Source organism: Bradyrhizobium sp. 17 (assembly GCF_023073515.1).
GTDB classification, from domain to species: Bacteria; Pseudomonadota; Alphaproteobacteria; order Rhizobiales; family Xanthobacteraceae; genus Bradyrhizobium; species Bradyrhizobium canariense_D.
The window spans coordinates 200,604-221,241 of sequence record NZ_JADPJQ010000119.1; the positions used below are offsets into that span (position 1 = coordinate 200,604).

Sequence of the window (20,638 nt, forward strand, 5' to 3'; positions counted from 1 at the left end):
ATTCCAGCCTGCGAAAATAGCCTCCGACCGTCCCGTGACAAGAGAGAGCTGATGGCATTCGAACTATTTCGGAAGCGTCTGCCGGACATGGCTGCAACTGCGGCTGCCCCGCAGGCCGCGCAGCCGGCGGCCCATCCCGAGCCTGCCGCGGCCGTCGAAAGCGATTCGGCCAAGGAAATCCTGGAACTGCTGGAACTCGAGCTGGGCGCCATGATTCGCCAGCTCGAGCGCGCCGCCAATTCGGTGGCCGGCGGCGCCGAGGCGACCGCCACGACGCTTGCCGCCATTCGCGACCGCACCGACGCCCTGACCGGCCGGACCAACGCCGCGCAATCGAATGCCTCCACCTTCGCCCATGCCGCCGACAAATTCACCCAGTCGGCGCTGGGCATCGGGGCGCAGGTTCGCGAGGCCGGCAAGCTCGCCGACGAGGCCAGTGCCGCGGCACAGGAAGCCCGCGCCAATGTCGATCGCTTGCGCGAATCCTCGGCCGCCATCGGCAACGTCGTCAATCTGATCGCACAGATCGCGCGGCAGACGACGCTGCTCGCGCTCAACTCGACCATCGAGGCCGCGCGCGCGGGCGCTGCGGGAAGAGGCTTCGCGGTCGTCGCCACCGAGGTCAAGGCACTCGCGGTGCAGACCCAGGGCGCGACGGAGGAGATCACCAAAAAGATCGACGCTCTGCAGCGCGACGCCGCCGGCTCAGCAGATGCGGTGCACCGCATCTCGCAGGCGATCGAGGCGATCCGTCCGGTGTTCGAGACCGTCAACGGCGCGGTCGCCGAACAGAATGCCACCACCAGCGAAGTCTCCGGCAACGCGACCAGCGCGTCGCAGTTCATCATCTCGGTCGGCGAAAGCGCAGCCGAGATCGATGCTGCGACCAAGGCGGCCGAGAGCCACGGCGAGCACGTCGCCAGCGCAGGCAAGGCCGTGACCGCCTTCGCACAGAAACTGAAATCGCGCTGCGCCGTGCTGCTGCGCCAGAGCGAGCACGACGACCGCCGCAAGACCGAGCGGCTGCCCTGCCATCTCAAGCTCGAAACCGCCCGCGGCGTGCTGCCGGTCTACGAGATAGCGATGGACGGCGTGCTGATCGGCGGCGCGGACGCGGGCCGCCTTGCATCGCAAGCCATGGTCGAAGGCACCCTCGAAGGCGTCGGTGCCTGCCGCCTGCGCGTGGTCGAGCAGTCCAAGGCCGGGGCCCGCGCGCAATTCGTTAGTCCCAATGCCGAGCTACGCGAGAAGATCGAGGACAGGCTGTGGTCGATCCACGAGGAGAACACGGAGTTTGTCACCCGCGCCATGGAGGCGGGTAACGCGCTGACCGCGATCTTCGAGCAGGCGGTTGCCCGCGGCGAGGTGAAGATCGACCACCTCTTCGACACCGATTATGCCGAAATCGCCGGAACCAATCCGCAGCAGTACCGCACCAGATATCTGGATTGGGCCGATCGCGCGCTGCCGGCGTTCCAGGAAGCCTTTCTGGCGAAGGACCCGCGCATGGCATTCTGCGCCATGGTCGATCGCAACGGCTTCCTGCCGGTGCACAATAGGATCTATTCGCATCCGCAGCGGCCTGGTGATGCCGCCTGGAACACGGCCAACAGCCGCAACCGGCGGATGTTCAACGATCCGGCGGGGTTGGCTGCCGCGCGCAACCTGCGCTCGTATCTGGTGCAGAGCTATGCACGCGACATGGGCAACGGAAATACGGTGATGATGCGCGAGATCGACGTTCCGATCCGCGTGCAAGGCCGGCACTGGGGCGGATTCAGGACGGCCTACAAGCTCTAGTGCGCGCTCAGGCAAGACGCCAAAGCGCGAATCACCTCCTAAGATCGATATTGGAATGGGAATGCCGCGGAGAGCCGGCGAATGGCTCTGACTGGAGGACTCTCAAGACATGTCCGTCGTACAACTTGCAGTACTGGACACCGGCTCCAACCGAACACTTTCCGAACGGCTGATCGATCAGCTCGCCGACCGCATCGGCGGCCTCGGCGTGGAACTGGCTGACATCGCCGGCAACGTCCAGGAAGTCGCAAGCCGCGTCGCGAACCAGTCGGAACGTTTCCACCACCTCCAGGAAACCGCCGAGACGATGGTGTCGGCCAACCACGACATCGCCAATGCGTCACAGGCGGTGCAAACGACCACGTCAGCGGCGGTCGGCGAGATCGCGCAGTCGCGCGGCGCAGTCGACGCCGCGGTTAGCCACATCTCCGAACTCGTTGCAGCCGTCGAACGCATCGAGGCGCGGCTCAGCGCAGTCGGCTCCGCGCTGGCACAAGTCGCAAAGGTCTCCGGCTCGATCGAGGCGATCGCGAAGCAGACCAATCTGCTCGCGCTCAATGCCACCATCGAGGCGGCACGCGCCGGCAATGCCGGCCGCGGCTTCGCGGTGGTGGCAAGCGAGGTCAAGAACCTCGCGGAAGCCACCCGCCAGGCCACGCACCAGATCTCCGACACCGTGCGCGATCTCGACGGCCAGATCGAAGGTCTGATCGGCGAGAGCAGCGATGCCTCGCAGCGCGCGAAGACGGCCGGCGAAGGCGCCCAGCGGATCTCCGGCATCATCTCGCGGGTTCAGCAGGGCTTCGCCTCGGTGGAAGCGGAGATCGGCAGCGTCACGCGCGCGGCAACCTCCAACCTCGGACACTGCGACACCGTCATCAGCGAGCTCAACGAACTCGCCAAGGGCGTCGATCTCTCCTCACGCGATCTCAAGAACGCCGATCAGCGCGTGACCAAACTGCTCGACACGTCGGAAGGGCTGATCGCGCTGATCGCCGACAGCGGCGTCGAGACATCGGATGCGCCGCTGATCCGAATTGTCGTCGAGATCGCAAAGCGGATCTCGGACGAGTTCGAAGCCGCCATCGGCCGCGGCGAGATCACGCTCGACCAGTTCATGGACGAGAACTATCGGGAAATCCCCGGCACCGATCCCAAGCAGTACAACACCAACTATGTCGACTTCACAGACCGCGTGCTGCCCGCGATCCAGGACCCGATCCAGAAATCCGATCCCCGCATCGTGTTCTGCGTCGCCTGGGCCAAGGGCGGCTATCTGCCGACGCACAACCCGAACTACCGCCTGCCGCAGGGCAAGGACCCGGTCTGGAATAACGCCAATTGCCGCAACCGCCGCCTGTTCACCGATCGCGCGGTGCAGAAGGTCGCGGCCAACACCAAGCCGTTCCTGCTGCAGACCTATCGCCGCGACATGGGCGGCGGGCAGTTCGTGCTGATGAAGGACCTGTCCTCGCCGATCATGATCCGCGGCAAGCACTGGGGCGCCTTCCGGATGGGCTTTCGGCAGAGCTGAGGGTCGTCGCGACGCGCTTGCGGCGGGGGCGCATGGTCTCCCTGAATCAGAAACCTCGAAAACAACCCCATGCACAGTAGCCGGGGCGGGCAGAATCAATGGCTTAAGCGCCTGATGAATCCCTCGATCCAGACGCCTCTGAAGCGCTTGCGCCGTCGGGCAAAACAGGCGTATACTGCTATTATTCCGAAATTTCCATCCCCTCCTCTTCTCCCCTCGCGAGAGAAGCCGATTTCGATAGCCCCGCCCCGCTTTCCGTAGACGGCGCTGGCCGCGCGCTGTACGGCCTTCCGGGCCTACGCTTGGGCGGCCCGGTAGCTGTGCTTGGCAATGAACGGACTACTTCTTTTGCTCGGTGGTCGTCGTGGCGGCCGGGGTGCCGTCGCGAGCGTCCCGTCGCTCGTCGCGTCCCGTACGCCTCTCTTGGCGCCGCTCTGTGCGTCCCGTGCGGCGTTCCTGGCGGCGCTCTGTTCGCCCGCTGCGCCGCTCCTGGCGGCGTTCTGTGCCTGACTTCGGCGCGTCCGCTGGCGGCGTGGTAGGCGCGGCGGCTGGCGCAGTGGTTTGAGCAACAGCCTCTGAGGCCGCCAAAATTGAGGACGAAACCACAAGCCCAAACACCCCTGCGTATCCAAGGAAGGTTAGTGCGTTGCGACGACAGACCTGTTTCGGCTCCGAACGTTCATTCATGGTCAGGCTCCCGGTTGCTGCCCCTTAGAGCATGTCACCAGCGTCGGTGGCCTAGTTATTGATCTGGATCAACTTGGTTCGGTGCTTCGAGCCACGTTGGGATTTCGGCCGATGGGATCGACACTCTCGGAAAGTGAGGGATGACAGTCCCTGCACTGACGATCAGTCCGTCGTTGAATTTGGTTCGCGCAAAATCCTTGGCTGCTGCTTCGCTTTCAAACGTGTTGGTTAGCCGCGGATGTCGCCGTCTTGACAGTGTGCCATCCAGCGGCACTTCAAAAGTGACGTACCAAGTGTGTTTCATGCCTAAAGCCGCCCCGTCGGTACCGTGGCCTATCCCCGCCAGACAAAGCAAAGCCGCCACCGGGACGAAGCGATGGCGGCTTCTTCCTGGCTTGCGAAACCGGCCTTTACCGCCTGGCTCCGACACGATTGACGCCACCATTCGCATTGCCGCCGGCGTTATGACGGACTGCGGCGCGCGCCACCGGGCGGGGCCTGAGCACGACGCCTGCCCGAGCAACGCAACCCGCTGGGTAGGCAGTGTATTGGCAATACACGACCGCATTGGCTGGGCCTGGATTGAGCGTGAGACCTGCAAGGCCCAACAGGGCGCTGGCAGCAATCCCGGCAACAGTCGCTGACCTGATCGAAAGATGCTTGCTCGGATGCATGGCGGACCTCTCTCTTGGAACTTGCGCAACTGAGGCTCATCGCCTTCTCAGGTGCGGCAGAACACAGCGTAGTCGCCGCAGTGCGCGGGTTCGATTGATCTACATCAAGCTCCTGCGCGGAGAGAGCCGCAATCTCGCGAGCGGGGCTTAAGGAATTCATGGAAGGGTTTCTGTCATGCTCCGCTTCATTCTTGCTTCTCTTGCAGCTTTCGTTTTGCTCACCGCCTGCTTGATCCCCGATGATGCCGAGGCTCGGCGCGGCGGAGGTGCCTATCGGGGTGGCGGCGGTTATCGCGGCGGTGCGGTCGCAGTTCGAGGACCGCGAGGCGGCGGCGCTGTTGCGGTGCGCGGCGCAGGCTACCGTGGCTACGGCTATCGGGGCGGCTATCGCGGCTACGGCTATCGGGGCTACGGTGTAGGAGCGGCAGCGGTAGGCGCGGCTGCCGTTGGCACTGCTGCGTACCGCCGCAGTTGCTACGATGCTTACGGAAACTATATTTGCGCCTATTAACCCGTCGACCGCGACTTCCATCGTCTTCCGCTCAAGTCCGCGCCTGATCGAGCGAATAGGCGTGGACGGTGAAGAGCGGCTTCGGGCTTTGGCCGGGACCGGCTGATAGACGGTGAACGGCTTCGGGCTTCGCATGGCTTGCTCCTGTTGAAGCTCGGGCGAACCCCGAGCTTCAACTTTCAGCCACCGTTAGCGCGTGCAGTTAAACCAAGATTTCGGCTGGAATTCATTGTCCCCGGAATCGTTGCGGTCCGCTGCCGCTGGGTCCAGTCCTGATCGCTCTCCCCGGCCAAGCCGCCGACAGCCGTTTTTCGGCCTATTAAACATTCGGCCGTGCCATTAGGCTCCGGGACCGAGGGGACTAGGATGGCAATGCGGTTTTGCCTGTTCTCACTATCCTGGCGATCCTTTTGCAGGCGGACCTTCGCCGCCCCGCTGGTCGTCGCATTGTTGCTGGCAACACTGGGGCCGGGTCGGGCGGCTGATCCTGAGCCCAAGCGCGTTTTGATGCTGCAATCATTCGGCCTCCGCTTCAAACCGTGGACCGATTTCGCTGAGTTTCTTCGCCCTCAAATGATCAAGCAATCGAAAGTCCCAATCGACTTTCAGGACCACTCGCTGCTAAGCGCCCTTGTGGACGACGACAAGGCGCTCGCACCCTTTATCGGTTACCTCCAAGCATTGTACGGGGCCAAACCTCCCGACCTCATTGTCGCCCTCGGTGCGCCAGCTGCCGAGTTTGTGCAGCGGTATCGCGCTCAGCTTTTCCCCAAGACACCAATGATGTTTACTTCCGTCGAGGCGCGACGGGTCCAATACGACAAGCTGACCGAGTATGACACCGTGGCCGCTGCGGCTCATAATTTTCCTGCCGCCATCGAAACTATTCTGAAGGTGTTGCCCGACACGAAAGTGATCGCCGTCGTGAATGGGGCTTCGCCCAATGAAACATTTTGGCAAGGGGTATTGGAGCGAGAACTCGCACCGTTCAGCGGGCGGGTTGAACTACGATGGTATAACAAGCTGTCATTTGAAGATATCCTGAAAGACGCGGCACATCTTCCACCTCACAGCGCCATCTTCTGGCATCTGATGAGCGTTGATGCGGCGGGTGTTACACATGAGGGCACTGCCGCCTTGCACAGGCTCTCGGCTGCCGCCGATGCTCCCATCTTTTCCTATCTTGACGGATTTTTTGATGGCTCGATTGTCGGCGGCTCTATGCATTCGATCGAGAAGGGCATGACTATCGCAGCCGCGGCGGCAATCCGTATTCTAAACGGTGAAAAAGCTGGCGACGTAAAGGTCGCACCCAGCCAATTCGAGCTGCCAAGGTTCGATTGGCGGCAAATGCAGCGGTTCGGGATCAGCGACAGCCACCTGCCGCCCGGCAGCACGGTCTACTTCCGCGAGCCATCGGTGTGGGAACGGTATTTATGGCTGATCGCATCCGTCGTCGCGGTTTTTCTCATACAAGCCGGGCTTATTGCTATCCTGCTACGTGAGCATCGCCGTCGTCAATTCGCCGAAGTACAGTCGCGACAGCGCATGACTGAACTGGCCCACGTTAATCGCTTCGCGACCGCTGGCGAACTGACCGCCTCGATTGCTCACGAGATCAACCAGCCGCTTGGGTCTATTCTGACGAACGCCGAAACCGCAGCCGCGATCCTGCAATCGCAGCGTCCCGATATCGCTGCACTTTCCGATGTCGTTGAACTCAGGGAAATTGTGAACGATATTTTACAGGATGACCGGCGTGCCACCGAGGTCATTCGCAGGATGCGCAGCCTCCTAAAGAAGGCGCCGTTCGAATTGAAGCAACTGGACCTCAATGAGGTTGTGCAAGAGACGGTCAGATTTCTTTCGGCGCTAACCGTCAGCCGAAAATTCGAAATGGTCAACGTGATCACGCCAGATGCGCTACCGATCCTCGGCGATCGCATTCAGCTTCAACAAGTCATTTTGAACCTTGTGCTGAACGGGGTCGAGGCTATGAAGGACACGTCTCACGAAAGCCGCACTATCAGCATCCGGACCGCGCGCGTCGAGCAATTCGCCGAGCTATCCGTGTCAGATCGCGGACCCGGCATTCCAGAAGACAAATTGAAACAGGTTTTCGAGCCGTTTTACAGCAGTAAAGCGGAAGGCATGGGCATGGGCTTGTCCATTGCGCGCACCATTATCGAAGCACACAACGGGTTCATATCAGCGAGCAATCGGGAGCATGGCGGTGCCTCGTTCGCGATCAGGCTTCCCTTTGTCGCTTGATCCAAAACGGCGCCCGTACGCGGAGACGGACCCCTCACCCGAATGAGCCTGCGTCTACCGGCCTCGCTGCCCTCTCCCACAAGGGGAGAGGGCACAACAATGAGTCGCGGCAATTGATCGCGCCGTCGATCGACTTCCACAATCGCACGAGTTTCGTCATCGCATGATTATTTTGCGCATTCGCACGATCTTCTGTGGCCATCAATGACGCTTGTGAGCAAAATGCGTCAGAAAATGACGATTATCATATCAATTAGCCCAAAATTACTGCAGTGATCGCCGCACAAATTCGTGAACGTCATGGCCTAACGCGCTCACTGCGCAAAAATGCATTGCCGGACATGTCGACGCTTCATCGTTTCGCATCGATATGATTATTGTGCGCGCAAATTCGCTGACTAGATCGCCGCAAGCGATCGAGCGAGCAAGGGGATGCATATGGCAACTGTTCTCACCATCAACGGCGAAACGAAATCGTTCGACGCGCCACCTGACATGCCGCTGCTGTGGGTGCTGCGCGACGTCCTTGGGATGACCGGCACCAAGTTCGGCTGCGGGATTGCGCAGTGTGGCGCCTGCACCGTGCACGTCGACGGCAAGGCAGTCCGCTCCTGCGTCTTGCCGGTCAGCGCGGTCGCGAACCGCGCCATCACCACGATCGAGCATGTCGGCAGCACGCCAGCGGGCGCAAAGGTGCAGAAGGCCTGGCTCGATGCCGAAGTGATCCAGTGCGGCTACTGCCAGTCCGGCCAGATCATGTCGGCCGCGGCACTGCTGGCGGCAACGCCCAGCCCTGACGATTCCGACATCGACGCCGCGATGGCCGGCAACATCTGCCGCTGCGGCACCTATGTGCGCATCCGCGAGGCCATCAAGCAAGCCGCCTCCGGCCGTCAGTCGTGAGGTCCGCCATGATCACCGACAAGACTCTTCCTGACGTCTCCCGCCGTGCGGTTCTGACCGGCGGTCTCGCCACCGGCTTCCTGCTCGCCTTCCATCTGCCGCTCCGCGCCGCCGTCAACGAGCCGGAGCAGCCGAAGGACACGACCGACGGCAAATTCGCGCCGAACGCCTTCATCCGGGTCGAAGACACCGGCCGCACCGTGCTCCTGATGCCGCAAGTCGAGATGGGCCAGGGGGTCTATACCTCGATTGCGATGATCCTGGCCGAAGAGCTCGACGCGGATTGGGCAAAGGTTGCGGTGCTGCACGCGCCGCCCAACGACAAGCTCTACGCCAATCCGGCGTTCGGCCTGCAGGCCACGGGTGGTTCGACCTCGATCCGCGCCTGGTGGAATCCGTTGCGCGCCGCCGGCGCCAGCGCGAAGGCGATGCTGGTGCAGGCCGCAGCGGCGCAATGGCAGGTCGAGCCGGCAAGCTGCACGACATCGAAAGGCGAGGTCGTGCATGCCGCAAGCGGCCGCAAGCTCGGCTATGGCGAACTGGCACTGGCCGCACAGGGCCAAACGCCGCCGAAGGACGTCCGGGTGAAGGCCCCCAAGGACTTCGTCATCATCGGCCAGCCGCTGAAGCGGCTCGACACGCCGGACAAGGTCAATGGCAAGGTCGTCTACGGCATCGACGCGATCCTGCCCGGCATGAAGATCGCCGCGATCGCCAATTGCCCGGTCTTTGGCGGCAAGGTCGGCAAGGTCGACGACAGCGCGGCGGTCAAAATTGCGGGCGTACGCAAGGTCGTGGTGCTCGAGGATGCGGTCGCGGTGATCGGCGATCACATGTGGGCCGCAAAGAAGGGCCTCGATGCGCTCAAGATCGAGTGGAACGAGGGACCGAACGCGAAGCTCAGCACGAAGGACGTCTGGCAGCATCTGCGCGCCGCCAGCGAGAAGGACGGCGTGGTCGCGAAATCGGTCGGCGACATCGCCAAGGGGCTCGCCAGCGGCGACAGGTTCGAGGCAAGCTTCGAACTGCCGTTCCTTGCGCATGCCTCGATGGAGCCGATCAACGCCACCGTTCACGTCAGGCCGGATGCCTGCGAGATCTGGACCGGCACGCAGATCATGACGCGCGTGCAGTCGGAGGCGGCGAAGGCTGCGGGCCTCCCGGTCGACAAGGTGATTGTCAACCAGCATCTGCTCGGTGGCGGCTTCGGCCGCAAGCTCGAGCCGGATATGGTGGTGGCCGCCGTGAAGATCGCAAAGCAGGTCGACTATCCCGTCAAGGTGATATGGACCCGTGAGGAGGACATCCAGCACGACGTCTACCGTCCGGTCTATCGCGACCAGGTCACGGCGTCGCTGGTCGACGGCAAGGTCGCGGCCTGGAAGTACAAGGTCGCCGGTTCCGCCGTGCTGGCGCGCTGGCTGCCGCCGGCGTTCCAGAAGGGTATCGACATCGACGCGGTCGATGCCGCCGTGGATGCACCCTACGACTTCACCAACTTCCATGTCGAATATGTCCGCGCCGAACCGCCGGCGGTGCCCACCGGCTTCTGGCGCGGCGTCGGTCCGAACAACAACGTGTTTGCGGTCGAATGCGCGATGGACGAGCTCGCGCGCAAGGCCGGCAAGGATCCGGTCGAATTCCGCCGCTCGATGCTGACGAAGAATCCGCGCATGCTCGCGGTGCTCAATCTTGCCGCCGAGAAATCTGGCTGGGGCCAACCGCTGCCACCGCGCGTCGGCCGCGGCGTCTGCGTCCAGCCGTCGTTTGCAAGCTTCCTCGCCACCGTGGTGGAAGCGGAGATCGACGATATCGGCGAGATCGTGCTCCGCCGTATCGTCTCGGTGGTCGACACCGGCATCGCGGTCAACCCCGACACGGTGAAGGCGCAGATCGAAGGCGGCCTGGTGTTCGGCCTCACCGCCGCACTCTATGGCGAGATCACCATCGAGAAGGGCCGCGTGCAGCAGTCGAACTTCCACGACTACCGCATGATGCGCATCAATGAGACACCGAAGATCGAGGTCGTCGTCGTCAAGAGCGGCGAAGCGCCCGGCGGCATCGGCGAGGCCGGCGTCAACGCCGGCCCGCCGGCGCTGCGCAACGCCATTTACGCAGCAACCGGCGTGGCGCTGCGGCGCCTGCCGATCGATCGGAAACTGCTGGCTGCGGGGAAAAAGGCATGAGCGGCAAGATGCGTATCCTCACTGGCATCGTCGTGATCGCCATTGTCGTCGTGGCGCTCGGCGTCTGGATCATCCGCGGGCCCGGCCCGCTCGACTTCGCCGGCGGCACCAAGGTGGCGCTGGCGGATTACCGTGCCGGCAAACCGGCCGGCGTGCCGGCAAAGTTGGAGAAGGCGAGCCTGGTCGAACGCGGCGAATACCTGGCGAAGGCGGCCGACTGCATGGTTTGCCACACCAAGCCCGGCGAGACGGACTATTCCGGCGGGCTCGGCTTCAAGCTGCCGTTCGGCACGCTCTATTCCACCAACATTACGCCGGACACGGACACCGGCATCGGCAATTACAGCGACCAGGATTTTCTCAACGCCGTCCAGCGCGGCAAGCGCCATGACGGCGCCCGGCTCTATCCGGCGATGCCCTACACGTCCTACACCTACATGACCGACGACGACGTGCTGGCGGTGAAGGCCTATCTGTTCAGCCTGCCTGCGGTGCGCGCGAAGCCGCCGGAGAACACGCTGTCCTTCCCTTTCAACCAGCGCTGGGCGATGATTGTCTGGTCGGCCGTGTTCAATCCGGACACGCGCTTTGCGCCCGATACGTCGAAGAGCCCGCAGTGGAATCGCGGCGCCTATCTCGTGGAGGCGCTGGCGCATTGCGGCGAATGCCACACGCCGCGCAATCTCGGCTTTGCGCTGGACAACCGCAAGAAATTTGCAGGCGCGATCACGGCCGGGTGGCGCGCCTTCAACATCTCCTCCGACAAGGCCACCGGCCTCGGCAGCTGGCGTGACGAGGACCTGGTCTCCTATCTGTCGCTCGGCCATGCGCCGGGCCACGGCTCGGCGTCGGGTCCGATGGGCGAAGCGGTCGACCACAGCTTTAGCCAGTTCGCGCCTGAGGACATAAGCAGCATCGTCGCTTATCTGCGCAGCGTGCCGCCGCAGCCCTCGCCCGACCTGCCCGCAATCACCGCGCCCGTCGCACCCGCCTCGCACAAGGACGGCGTCACGGCGGATGCGCGCGGCAAAATGGTGTTCGCCAGCGCCTGCGCCAGTTGCCATGGCTGGAGCGGCGAAAGCCCGGTCTCGCCGATGGCGACGCTGACCGGCACCTGGGCCGTCAACGACCCCGCCGCCACCAACGTCGCGCAAATCGTGCTGTCAGGCACCAAGCGCGACACGCCGGACGGCGCGCTGTCGATGCCGGCGTTCGGCAAGGCCTATAGCGACGACGAGATCGCGGCGGTGGCGAACTACGTGACAGCGCGGTTCGGCGCGAAGGGCTCGAAGCTGACGGCGAAGGATGTTGCGGAGTTGCGGGAGCAGACGGCGGAGTAATTCTCGCGCCGACTGACGCTGCACCCTCTCCCCTTGCAGGAGAGGGTGGCTTCGCGAAGCGAAGCCGGGTAAGGGGTTGTCTCCACGCGTCCAACTCGCATTTGAATTCGCGGAAGCGACCCCTCATCCGGCGCTTCGCGCCACCTTCTCCCACAAGGGGAGAAGGTGCAGCGGGATCTGCCGCTGCAATTCAGCTCAGCCAGAATTTCGGCGTCGTCGGCTCCAGCCTGCCGCCGGCGCGCACCGGCCCAATACGGAGCGCAAGCCCCGTCGCGTCATCCGTCTCGACCGCAACGCCGCTGAGCGTCGCAGCGCCCGCTGCCGGCTCGAAGCGGCCTGAGGGGATCCCGGAGGTGAACCTGCGCAACGGCTCCTCCTTCTGCATGCCGATGATGGAATCGTAGTCGCCGGTCATGCCGGCATCGGTCATGTAGGCGGTGCCGCCCGACAGGATCTGGTGGTCGGCGGTCGGCACATGGGTGTGGGTGCCGACGACGAGGCTGGCGCGGCCGTCGCAGAAGAAGCCGATGCCCTGCTTCTCGCTGGTCGCCTCGCAATGGAAGTCGACGACGATGGCGTCCGCGGCAATGCCGAGCGGGCAGGCGCCGAGCTCGCGCTCGAGGGCCGCGAAGGGATCGTCGAACGGGGTCATGAAGACGCGGCCCAAAGCGTTGACGACGAGCGCGTGCTTGCCGTTCTTGGTCTCGACCAACGCGGCGCCACGGCCGGGCGTCCCGCGCGGATAGTTCGCCGGCCGCACCAGGCGCTCCGCGCGCTCGATGAACACCAGTGCTTCGCGCTGATCCCAGGAGTGATTGCCGAGCGTCACCGCGTCGGCGCCGGCGTCGAGAAACTCCTGATAGATCGCTTCCGTGATGCCGAAGCCGCCGGCGGAATTCTCGCCGTTGACGACGACGAAATCGAGCGACCAGTCCTTGACCATGCCAGGCAGATATTCGGCGATGGCATTGCGCCCGGCACGGCCGACGACATCACCCACGAAGAGAATGCGCAACTTCAGAACTCCGGAAATCGAATACGTCCGATTCCGTTAGCACATAATCCAGCGCCACGTCGTGGGCTAGTGCCGGAACCGCCTTGATCTCCTGCGCTGCAAAAGCGAGCCCGATGCCGACGATGGTCTTGGTTTTTCGCAGATGCGCGAAGGTGTGGTCGTAGTGCCCCGCGCCATAGCCGATGCGATGGCCGAGACGATCGAAGGCAGCGAGCGGCGTCAGCATGATGTCGGGAATGACTTCAGCGGCCCCAGGCGACGGCTCGGGAATGCCGAGCGGGCCGAGCATCAGGCGATCGTTCGGATGGAAGATGCGGAAGATCAGCGCCTGGCCCCGCGCAGTGACGCAAGGCAGCGCAAGCCTGGCACCCTGCTCGGCGAGCTTCTTCAGCAGCGGCATCGGATCGATCTCGCTGCGGATCGGCGAATAGCCCGATACGATGCTGCCAGGCAGAAGCTGGAATGGCAGCCCGCGCTTGGCGAGCTTGGCGGCGGCGGCGATGCGTTTCTTTTCGCTCAGCGCATCGCGCGCCGCGAGGGCTTTGGCACGGAGTTCGGCTTTGGTGTTGGTCATGCGCGCTTGCTCCGAAGGCTGAGCCTTGCTCCGCCGTCATCACCCGCCTTGTGCGCCCTTGCGCACTGGGGCGGGTGATCCAGTATTCCAGAGACGCCAATGCAAAAACCTCGACAGCGCGGCGTACTGGATGCCCCGCCTGCGCGGGGCATGACACCGAAATCAAACCGCGAGCGTGTCGGGGACGCAATTTCGACAGGCACGAACCAGAAGGAAGAAAAACAAAAGTGCGAAGCCGCGAACGCCGTTGAAGCACTCGATCCCGGAGTTCCCTACGAAAGTAGGTGGGCACCATATGTCCGAGCCCACGGGCCCGGCCAGGGACAGTTCCCTAAAGGATCGATAAGGCCCCGGGGATAATGGCTCCTGACGCGCGTCGCAGCCCCGCTTGGGCAATGTAACAACGATGCTGACGAATCGCCAGCCCGGTGAAGGGTCAGCCGATGGCGATCCCGTTGCCGACGGTGCGGTTCAGGACCTGGGTCGACTTCTCGATGCGCTCGGCGGCAGAGTTCAGTGCGTTCACGACCGCGGTCTGGGTCAACCGGGCGCGCTCGACGGCGGCGTTGCGGAAATCCCGCAGTTCGGTCAGCTCCTGCTCCATGGTCCGGATGCGGTTGCCGGCATCGACCAGTTCGTCGCAGACGGTCAGCGCCGCCATCACGGTGAGCCTGGCATCACCGATCTCGCCGAACTTTCCGCGCAGCGACTGAATCCGCGTCTCCAGGCTTTCAGCCAGCTTGAGCAGCCGCACCTCCTGGCCTTCCTCGCAGGCCATGCGGTATTGCCGGCCGTTGATGGTGACGTTGATGTGGCTCATCCGTCCTCTCCGGTATCGAGCACCGAACGTATCGTGACGATCGCGGAATCCAGCCGATCGGAGATCTCGCGGCTGGAGCGCTCGAGCTTGCGTGCCTTCACCAGCGCGCCGTCGAGCTCGTCGGCAAGCCGCGAGCGGTCCGCGCCGAGCGCCTGAATCCGCGCCGCGAGCTCGTTCTCGTCGCGATCGGCATCGCGCCGCCGCTCCACCGCGCTTTCGAGCGAGTCGAGCGCCGCCATGAGCCTGCGGGTCGCGATCTCGATCTCGACGGCCGAGGACTCGGTCATGGCAGAGCTGTTGGATACGCGATCGTTCATGCAGTCAGCGGCGGAACCTGTGGCCTTGCCCTTGGAGTTTTCCTTTGGGCTTTTCCTGGGGCTTGCCGTCCGGCAAAAGACTCGGTTCGGCAAGCGGTTAGAAGCAGAAATTTACGTGGCAAGCTAGGGAATCGCAACGCCGCCGCGAAACCTATGCACTGCTAAGCAACTTTTGCGGCCAAACCGGCGTTTGATTGCCTTGGCCTGTCGGAACCGAGATGCTATCCCAGCCGCGACCCCAGCGGCCGAAAGGCTCCTTCCGGCGCGGCCAAATCCAGCCACAAGCGCCTCATTTCAGACGGATTTTCAGACATGACGCAGGTCGATCACAACCGTATGGCCAATGCGATCCGCGGCCTTGCCATGGACGGCGTCGAGAAGGCGAAATCGGGTCATCCGGGCCTGCCGATGGGCGCCGCCGACATGGCGACCGTGCTGTTCACGCAATTCCTGAAATTCGACGTCGCCGCGCTGGACTGGCCGGACCGCGACCGCTTCGTGCTCTCGGCCGGGCACGGCTCGATGCTGATCTATTCGCTGCTGTATCTGATCGGCAGCCCAGAGATGACGATCGACCAGCTCAAGGACTTTCGCCAGTTGGGATCGCTGACACCCGGACATCCCGAGCACGGCCACACCAAGGGCATCGAGACCACCACCGGTCCGCTCGGCCAGGGCATTTCCACCGCCGTCGGCATGGCGCTCGCCGAGAAGATGCTCGCCGCCGAGTTCGGCAAGAAGATTGTCGATCACCATACCTATGTGATCGCTTCCGACGGCGATTTGATGGAAGGCGTGTCGCAGGAAGCGATCGCGTTGGCCGGGCACTGGAAGCTCAACAAGCTGATCGTGCTCTATGACGACAACGGCATTTCGATCGACGGTCCGACCTCGCTTTCCGACTCCGTCGACCAGGTGAAGCGGTTCAAGTCGGCGGGCTGGGCCGCCGAAAAGATCGACGGCCACGACCAGGCCGCAATCGCCGCCGCGATCACGCGCGCGCAGAAATCAAACAAGCCGACGCTGATCGCCTGCCGCACCACCATCGGCTTCGGCGCCCCGCATAAGGCCGGCACCAACAAGGTGCACGGCGAAGCGCTCGGCGCCGACGAGCTCAAGGCCGCCAAGGAAAATCTCGGCATTTCGCTGGAGCCGTTCTCGGTGCCCGACGACGTGCTCAAGGCCTGGCGCGCGGCCGGCAGCCGCGGCGCGGCGGCACGACAGGAATGGGAAGCAAGGCTCGGTGAACTCGGCAGCCGCAAGCGCGCCGAGTTCGAGCGTCGCCTGCGCCACGAGCGCCCGGCCGCGCTCGCGAAGGCGGTGCGCGCCTACAAGAAGGAGCTGCTGGAAAAGCCGATGAATGCGGCGACCCGCAAATCCTCCGAAGCCGTGATCGAAGTGATTGCCGGCGCGATGCCGATGGAATTTCTGGCGGGCTCGGCCGACCTCACCGGCTCCAACAACAACAAGGCGAAGTCCGCAACCGCGTTCTCGGCCAAGACGCCGAAGGGCCGCTTCATCCATTACGGCATCCGCGAGCACGGCATGTGCGCGGCGATGAACGGCATCTTCCTGCACGGTGGTTTTGCGCCGAACGGCGCGACCTTCCTGGTGTTCACCGATTATGCGCGGCCCGCGATGCGGCTCGCCGCATTGATGGGGACCGGGGTCGTTTATGTCATGACCCACGATTCCATCGGCCTCGGCGAAGACGGCCCGACCCACCAGCCGGTCGAGCATCTCTCAGCACTTCGCGCCATTCCCAACATGCGCGTGTTCCGTCCGTGCGATTCCATCGAGGTTGCCGAGTGCTGGGAGCTCGCGCTCAACCGCATCGACGGCCCGACAGTCTTGGCGCTGACCCGTCAGAACCTGCCGCAACTGCGCACCACCGCACCGAACGAGAGCCCCTGCCGGTTCGGTGCCTACGAGCTGGTGGCCGCCCAGGGCGAAGCCAAGGCGACGCTGTTCGCCTCGGGCTCCGAAGTGGAGATGGCCGTGGCCGCCCAGAAGCAGCTCGCCGAGCGCGGCATTCCGACCCGGGTGGTTTCGGTTCCCTCGCTCGAGCTCCTGCTAGCGCAACCAAAGGAGCGCCGCGACGAGATCATCGGCAATGCCCCCATCAAGGTCGCAATCGAGGCCGCCGTGCGCTGGGGCTGGGACGCCGTGATCGGCCAGGATGGCGAGTTTATCGGCATGCACTCCTTCGGCGCCAGCGCCCCTCTCAACAAGGTATTCCAGCACTTTGGCATTACCGCCGAGGCCGCGGTTAACGCCGTTCTGAAACGCGTTTCCTGAGAGTTGAGATTACCGAAAAAAAGGACTACCTAACGTCCCATATGATCAAGCCCCGCCCGGCCGAACCGGGCGTCCGCCCTAAAAAAACCCTCGCAGGCGCGCTAGCGCGTTGTGCGGGATGACAACGGTCATTGAAGGAGACGAAACATGGCAGTCCGCGTCGGAATCAACGGTTTTGGCCGCATCGGCCGCAACATTCTGCGGGCCATCGCTGAGTCCGGCCGCAAGGACATCGAGGTCGTCGGCATCAACGACCTCGGCCCGGTCGAGACCAACGCCCATCTGCTTCGCTTCGACAGCGTCCATGGCCGTTTCCCCGGCACCGTGACCGTCGATGGCGACACGATCAGCCTCGGTGGCAACAAGATCAAGGTGACCGCCGAGCGCGATCCCTCGAAGCTGCCCTGGAAAGATCTCGGCATCGACATCGCGATGGAATGCACCGGCATCTTCACCTCGAAGGACAAGGCCTCCGCGCATCTGACTGCCGGCGCCAAGCGCGTTCTCGTTTCTGCGCCCGCCGACGGCGCCGACGCCACCATCGTCTACGGCGTCAACCACGACACGCTGACCCGGGAACATCTGGTCGTCTCCAACGGCTCCTGCACCACCAACTGTCTTGCGCCGATCGCCAAGGTGCTGAACGACCTCGTCGGCATCGAGACCGGCTTCATGACCACGATCCACGCCTATACCGGCGACCAGCCGACTCTCGACACCATGCACAAGGATCTCTATCGCGGCCGCGCGGCTGCGATGTCGATGATCCCGACCTCGACCGGCGCCGCCAAGGCGATCGGCCTCGTGCTGCCGGAACTGAAGGGCAAGCTCGACGGCGTCGCGATCCGCGTGCCGACCCCGAACGTCTCGGTCGTCGATCTCAAGATCGTGGCCAAGCGCGCCACCGATCCGAAGGAAATCAACGAGGCGATGAAGCGTGCCTCCGAGCAGCAGCTCAAGGGCATTCTCGGCTACACCACCGCGCCGAACGTCTCGATCGACTTCAACCACGACCCGCACTCCTCGACATTCCACATGGACCAGACCAAGGTGCAGAACGGCACGCTGGTGCGCGTGATGTCCTGGTACGACAACGAGTGGGGCTTCTCGAATCGTATGGCGGATACCGCCGTCGCGATGTCGAAGGTGATCTAACTCCGCTCTCGTGTCCCGGACGCGACGTAGCGTGAAGCGCTGCGTCGCAGAGCCGGGGCCCGTTTAACTAACCGCGGGACTCGCCGCAATTTGGGTCCCGGTTCTGCACGGCGGCACTACGCGCCGCGGTGCGCCCGGGACAAGGGCCTCCGATGACGAAATCATTCCGCACCCTCGACGACGTCGATGTGAAGGGCAAGCGCGTGCTGCTGCGCGTTGACCTCAACGTGCCCATGGAGAACGGCCGCGTCAGCGACGCAACCCGGCTCGAGCGCGTCGCGCCGACCATCACCGAAATCTCGGACAAGGGTGGCAAGGTCATCCTGCTCGCGCATTTCGGCCGGCCGAAAGGGCGCGATGCCAAGGACTCGCTCAAGCCCGTGGCCGAGGCGCTGTCGAAGGTGGTGAAGAAGCCCGTCGCCTTCGCCGACGACTGCATCGGCGAGCCCGCGGTCAAGGCCGTTGCCGGCTTGAAGGACGGTGACATCCTCTGTCTCGAAAACACCCGCTTCCACAAAGAGGAAGAGAAGAACGATCCGGCCTTTGTCGCGGAGCTCGCAAAACTCGGCGACATCTGGGTCAATGACGCGTTCTCGGCCGCGCACCGCGCCCACGCCTCGACCGAAGGCCTCGGCCACAAGCTGCCCGCCTATGCCGGCCGCACCATGCAGGCCGAATTGGTCGCGCTGGAGAAGGCGCTGGGCTCACCGACCAAGCCTGTCATCGCTATCATCGGCGGCGCCAAGGTCTCGACCAAGATCGACCTGCTCGAAAACCTCGTGACTAAGGTCGACGCGCTCGTGATCGGCGGCGGCATGGCCAACACCTTCCTGCACGCCCAGGGCGTCGGCATCGGCAAGTCGCTGGCCGAGAAGGATCTCGCCGCGACCGCGTTGCGCATCATGGAAAAGGCCGAAGCCGCCAACTGCGCCATCATCCTGCCGGTCGACGCTACCGTCGCCTATCATTTCGCGGCCAACGCGCCGTCGCACGCCTATGGCCTCGACGCGATCCCGGCCGACGGCATGATCCTCGACGTCGGTCCGCAGTCGATCGCACGTGTCCATGCCGCGATCGACGATGCGGCGACGCTGGTCTGGAACGGACCGCTCGGTGCCTTCGAGATGCAGCCGTTCGACCGCGGCACGATGTCCGCCGCCAAGCATGCCGCCGAGCGCACCAGGGCCAAGAAGCTGATCTCGATCGCGGGCGGCGGCGACACCGTCGCGGCTCTCAACCAGGCCCATGTGGCCGGTCAGTTCACCTATGTCTCGACCGCCGGTGGCGCATTTCTTGAATGGATGGAAGGCAAGCCCCTGCCCGGCGTCGAAGTTCTGCGCACCAAGTAATCGGTCGGCAAGTCGTCAGCCGCCTTCAAGCAGTGGCCTTGCAGGCCCAAACGGGAGAAAAACACAGATGGCTCGGATCACGTTGCGTCAATTGCTCGACCATGCGGCGGAGAACGATTACGGCGTCCCGGCCTTCAACATCAACAACATGGAGCAGGCGCTGGCGATCATGGACGCGGCCAACCAGGTCGACGCGCCCGTCATCATCCAGGCCTCGCGCGGTGCGCGCTCCTACGCCAACGACGTCATGCTCAAGCACATGATGGACGCGGTGACCGAGATCTACCCGCACATCCCGGTCTGCGTGCATCTCGACCACGGCAACGAGCCGGCCACCTGCATGACCGCGATCCAGGCCGGCTTCACCTCGGTGATGATGGACGGCTCGCTCAAGGCCGACGGCAAGACCCCCGGTGACTGGGGCTACAATGTCGGCGTCACCAAGACCGTAACCGACATGGCCCATCTCGGCGGCATCTCGGTCGAGGGCGAGCTTGGCGTGCTCGGCTCGCTCGAGACCGGCATGGGCGACAAGGAAGACGGCCACGGCGCCGAGGGCAAGCTCAGCCACGACCAACTCCTGACCAATCCGGATGAAGCCGTGAAGTTCGTCCAGGAGACCCAGGTCGACGCGCTCGCGATCGCGATGGGGACGTCTCACGGTGCCTACAAATTCACCCGCAAACCCGACGGCGACATCCTCGCCATGAACGTGATCGAGGAGATCCACCGCAAGCTGCCGAACATGCATCTCGTCATGCACGGCTCCTCCTCGGTGCCGCAGGACCTCCAGGACATCATCAACGCCTATGGCGGCAAGATGAAGCCGACCTGGGGCGTGCCTGTTGCCGAGATCCAGCGCGGCATCAAGAACGGCGTGCGCAAGATCAACATCGACACCGACAACCGCATGGCGATGACCGGCCAGATCCGGAAAGTGCTCAAGGACAATCCCGAAGAGTTCGATCCGCGCAAGTACCTGAAGCCCGCGATGGAAGCGATGACCAGGCTGTGCAAGCAGCGGCTCCAGGAATTCAATACCGCGGGCCAAGCCTCCAAGATCAAGAAGGTGCTGACCACGGCCGAGATGGCCAAGCGCTACGCCAAGGGCGAGCTCGCCCCGAAGGTGGCGTAAGCTGCTCTATCCTTCCCCTCTCCCCGCCCTTCGCGGGGAGAGGGTTGGGGTGAGGGGCTCTCTCGGCAG

The 20,638-nt window shown here is 63.8% G+C and carries 17 protein-coding genes and 1 other RNA gene; 11 read left to right on the plus strand and 7 right to left on the minus strand.

Annotated elements, in window-relative coordinates:
• Positions 1 to 51: 51 nt before the first annotated feature.
• Together IVB13_RS28510 and IVB13_RS28515 are read left to right on the plus strand one after the other, a co-directional pair.
• Positions 52 to 1,800: a methyl-accepting chemotaxis protein gene (locus IVB13_RS28510; RefSeq protein WP_247336586.1), complete on the plus strand. Its 1,749-nt coding sequence runs from the start codon at positions 52 to 54 to the stop codon at positions 1,798 to 1,800.
• 109 nt (positions 1,801 to 1,909) lie between these two features.
• Complete coding sequence (locus IVB13_RS28515; RefSeq protein WP_247294131.1) at positions 1,910 to 3,334, plus strand: methyl-accepting chemotaxis protein; 1,425 nt, start codon at positions 1,910 to 1,912, stop codon at positions 3,332 to 3,334.
• Positions 3,335 to 4,076: 742 nt separating this feature from the next.
• Here the strand turns inward: IVB13_RS28515 and IVB13_RS28520 are convergent.
• Both IVB13_RS28520 and IVB13_RS28525 read right to left on the minus strand, forming a co-directional pair.
• Positions 4,077 to 4,466, minus strand: coding sequence for a hypothetical protein (locus tag IVB13_RS28520; protein WP_231191003.1), 390 nt, complete (start codon positions 4,464 to 4,466; stop codon positions 4,077 to 4,079).
• A complete protein-coding gene (locus tag IVB13_RS28525) occupies positions 4,432 to 4,695 on the minus strand; it encodes a hypothetical protein (RefSeq protein WP_083926371.1) in 264 nt (87 codons plus the stop codon). The genes IVB13_RS28520 and IVB13_RS28525 overlap by 35 nt, the downstream gene beginning before the upstream one ends.
• An 877-nt stretch (positions 4,696 to 5,572) precedes the next feature.
• Here IVB13_RS28525 and IVB13_RS28530 point away from each other — a divergent pair.
• The 4 genes from IVB13_RS28530 to IVB13_RS28545 all read left to right on the plus strand — a co-directional run bounded on the left by IVB13_RS28530 (position 5,573) and on the right by IVB13_RS28545 (position 11,906).
• Complete coding sequence (locus IVB13_RS28530) at positions 5,573 to 7,477, plus strand: ATP-binding protein (protein WP_247336589.1); 1,905 nt, start codon at positions 5,573 to 5,575, stop codon at positions 7,475 to 7,477.
• A gap of 438 nt (positions 7,478 to 7,915) precedes the next feature.
• Complete coding sequence (locus IVB13_RS28535) at positions 7,916 to 8,380, plus strand: (2Fe-2S)-binding protein (protein ID WP_018454596.1); 465 nt, start codon at positions 7,916 to 7,918, stop codon at positions 8,378 to 8,380.
• Positions 8,381 to 8,388: 8 nt separating this feature from the next.
• Positions 8,389 to 10,566 carry a molybdopterin cofactor-binding domain-containing protein gene (locus tag IVB13_RS28540; protein ID WP_247491000.1) on the plus strand — a complete coding sequence of 726 codons (2,178 nt, stop codon included), beginning with the start codon at positions 8,389 to 8,391 and terminating at the stop codon, positions 10,564 to 10,566.
• Positions 10,563 to 11,906, plus strand: a complete 1,344-nt coding sequence (locus tag IVB13_RS28545) for a cytochrome c (RefSeq protein WP_018454598.1) — start codon at positions 10,563 to 10,565, stop codon at positions 11,904 to 11,906. Before IVB13_RS28540 ends, IVB13_RS28545 begins: the two co-directional genes overlap by 4 nt.
• A 190-nt stretch (positions 11,907 to 12,096) precedes the next feature.
• Here IVB13_RS28545 and IVB13_RS28550 read toward each other — a convergent pair whose 3' ends face one another.
• The 5 genes from IVB13_RS28550 to IVB13_RS28570 form a co-directional block, all read right to left on the minus strand.
• The gene (locus tag IVB13_RS28550) at positions 12,097 to 12,921 is read right to left on the minus strand and encodes a TIGR00282 family metallophosphoesterase (RefSeq protein WP_018454599.1); all 825 of its coding nucleotides are present in this window, start codon (positions 12,919 to 12,921) and stop codon (positions 12,097 to 12,099) included.
• Positions 12,899 to 13,495 (minus strand): 5-formyltetrahydrofolate cyclo-ligase, encoded by a 597-nt coding sequence (locus tag IVB13_RS28555; RefSeq protein ID WP_018454600.1) that lies wholly within the window; start codon positions 13,493 to 13,495, stop codon positions 12,899 to 12,901. Before IVB13_RS28555 ends, IVB13_RS28550 begins: the two co-directional genes overlap by 23 nt.
• A gap of 228 nt (positions 13,496 to 13,723) precedes the next feature.
• Positions 13,724 to 13,883, minus strand: a non-coding RNA gene (gene ssrS, locus IVB13_RS28560) — 6S RNA.
• Positions 13,884 to 13,931: 48 nt separating this feature from the next.
• Complete coding sequence (locus IVB13_RS28565) at positions 13,932 to 14,315, minus strand: cell division protein ZapA (protein ID WP_007599950.1); 384 nt, start codon at positions 14,313 to 14,315, stop codon at positions 13,932 to 13,934.
• Positions 14,312 to 14,602: a DUF4164 domain-containing protein gene (locus IVB13_RS28570; protein ID WP_007599949.1), complete on the minus strand. Its 291-nt coding sequence runs from the start codon at positions 14,600 to 14,602 to the stop codon at positions 14,312 to 14,314. The genes IVB13_RS28565 and IVB13_RS28570 overlap by 4 nt, the downstream gene beginning before the upstream one ends.
• On the opposite strand from IVB13_RS28570, the gene IVB13_RS28575 reads away from it, so the two are divergent.
• The 5 genes from IVB13_RS28575 (at position 14,601) to fba (ending at position 20,569) form a co-directional block, all read left to right on the plus strand.
• A complete protein-coding gene (locus IVB13_RS28575; protein WP_018454601.1) occupies positions 14,601 to 14,759 on the plus strand; it encodes a hypothetical protein in 159 nt (52 codons plus the stop codon). The genes IVB13_RS28570 and IVB13_RS28575 overlap by 2 nt on opposite strands.
• A gap of 185 nt (positions 14,760 to 14,944) precedes the next feature.
• Positions 14,945 to 16,930 (plus strand): transketolase, encoded by a 1,986-nt coding sequence (gene tkt / locus IVB13_RS28580; protein WP_018454602.1) that lies wholly within the window; start codon positions 14,945 to 14,947, stop codon positions 16,928 to 16,930.
• A 147-nt stretch (positions 16,931 to 17,077) separates the two neighbouring features.
• Positions 17,078 to 18,085, plus strand: a complete 1,008-nt coding sequence (gap, locus tag IVB13_RS28585; RefSeq protein ID WP_018454603.1) for a type I glyceraldehyde-3-phosphate dehydrogenase — start codon at positions 17,078 to 17,080, stop codon at positions 18,083 to 18,085.
• A 152-nt stretch (positions 18,086 to 18,237) separates the two neighbouring features.
• Positions 18,238 to 19,434, plus strand: a complete 1,197-nt coding sequence (locus tag IVB13_RS28590) for a phosphoglycerate kinase (RefSeq protein ID WP_018454604.1) — start codon at positions 18,238 to 18,240, stop codon at positions 19,432 to 19,434.
• 67 nt (positions 19,435 to 19,501) lie between these two features.
• Complete coding sequence (fba, locus tag IVB13_RS28595; protein ID WP_018454605.1) at positions 19,502 to 20,569, plus strand: class II fructose-bisphosphate aldolase; 1,068 nt, start codon at positions 19,502 to 19,504, stop codon at positions 20,567 to 20,569.
• Positions 20,570 to 20,638 lie beyond the last annotated feature (69 nt).

What these genes read in the sequence shown, in the direction of transcription:
- tkt (WP_018454602.1), top strand. Translation starts at nt 14,945, where the DNA reads ATGACGCAGGTCGATCACAACCGTATGGCCAATGCGATCCGCGGCCTT.
- gap (WP_018454603.1), top strand. Translation starts at nt 17,078, where the DNA reads ATGGCAGTCCGCGTCGGAATCAACGGTTTTGGCCGCATCGGCCGCAAC.
- IVB13_RS28510 (WP_247336586.1), top strand. Translation starts at nt 52, where the DNA reads ATGGCATTCGAACTATTTCGGAAGCGTCTGCCGGACATGGCTGCAACT.
- IVB13_RS28590 (WP_018454604.1), top strand. Translation starts at nt 18,238, where the DNA reads ATGACGAAATCATTCCGCACCCTCGACGACGTCGATGTGAAGGGCAAG.
- IVB13_RS28565 (WP_007599950.1), bottom strand. Translation starts at nt 14,315, where the DNA reads ATGAGCCACATCAACGTCACCATCAACGGCCGGCAATACCGCATGGCC.
- fba (WP_018454605.1), top strand. Translation starts at nt 19,502, where the DNA reads ATGGCTCGGATCACGTTGCGTCAATTGCTCGACCATGCGGCGGAGAAC.
- IVB13_RS28555 (WP_018454600.1), bottom strand. Translation starts at nt 13,495, where the DNA reads ATGACCAACACCAAAGCCGAACTCCGTGCCAAAGCCCTCGCGGCGCGC.
- IVB13_RS28540 (WP_247491000.1), top strand. Translation starts at nt 8,389, where the DNA reads ATGATCACCGACAAGACTCTTCCTGACGTCTCCCGCCGTGCGGTTCTG.
- IVB13_RS28525 (WP_083926371.1), bottom strand. Translation starts at nt 4,695, where the DNA reads ATGCATCCGAGCAAGCATCTTTCGATCAGGTCAGCGACTGTTGCCGGG.
- IVB13_RS28570 (WP_007599949.1), bottom strand. Translation starts at nt 14,602, where the DNA reads ATGACCGAGTCCTCGGCCGTCGAGATCGAGATCGCGACCCGCAGGCTC.
- IVB13_RS28530 (WP_247336589.1), top strand. Translation starts at nt 5,573, where the DNA reads ATGGCAATGCGGTTTTGCCTGTTCTCACTATCCTGGCGATCCTTTTGC.
- IVB13_RS28575 (WP_018454601.1), top strand. Translation starts at nt 14,601, where the DNA reads ATGGCAGAGCTGTTGGATACGCGATCGTTCATGCAGTCAGCGGCGGAA.
- IVB13_RS28545 (WP_018454598.1), top strand. Translation starts at nt 10,563, where the DNA reads ATGAGCGGCAAGATGCGTATCCTCACTGGCATCGTCGTGATCGCCATT.
- IVB13_RS28520 (WP_231191003.1), bottom strand. Translation starts at nt 4,466, where the DNA reads ATGGTGGCGTCAATCGTGTCGGAGCCAGGCGGTAAAGGCCGGTTTCGC.
- IVB13_RS28515 (WP_247294131.1), top strand. Translation starts at nt 1,910, where the DNA reads ATGTCCGTCGTACAACTTGCAGTACTGGACACCGGCTCCAACCGAACA.
- IVB13_RS28535 (WP_018454596.1), top strand. Translation starts at nt 7,916, where the DNA reads ATGGCAACTGTTCTCACCATCAACGGCGAAACGAAATCGTTCGACGCG.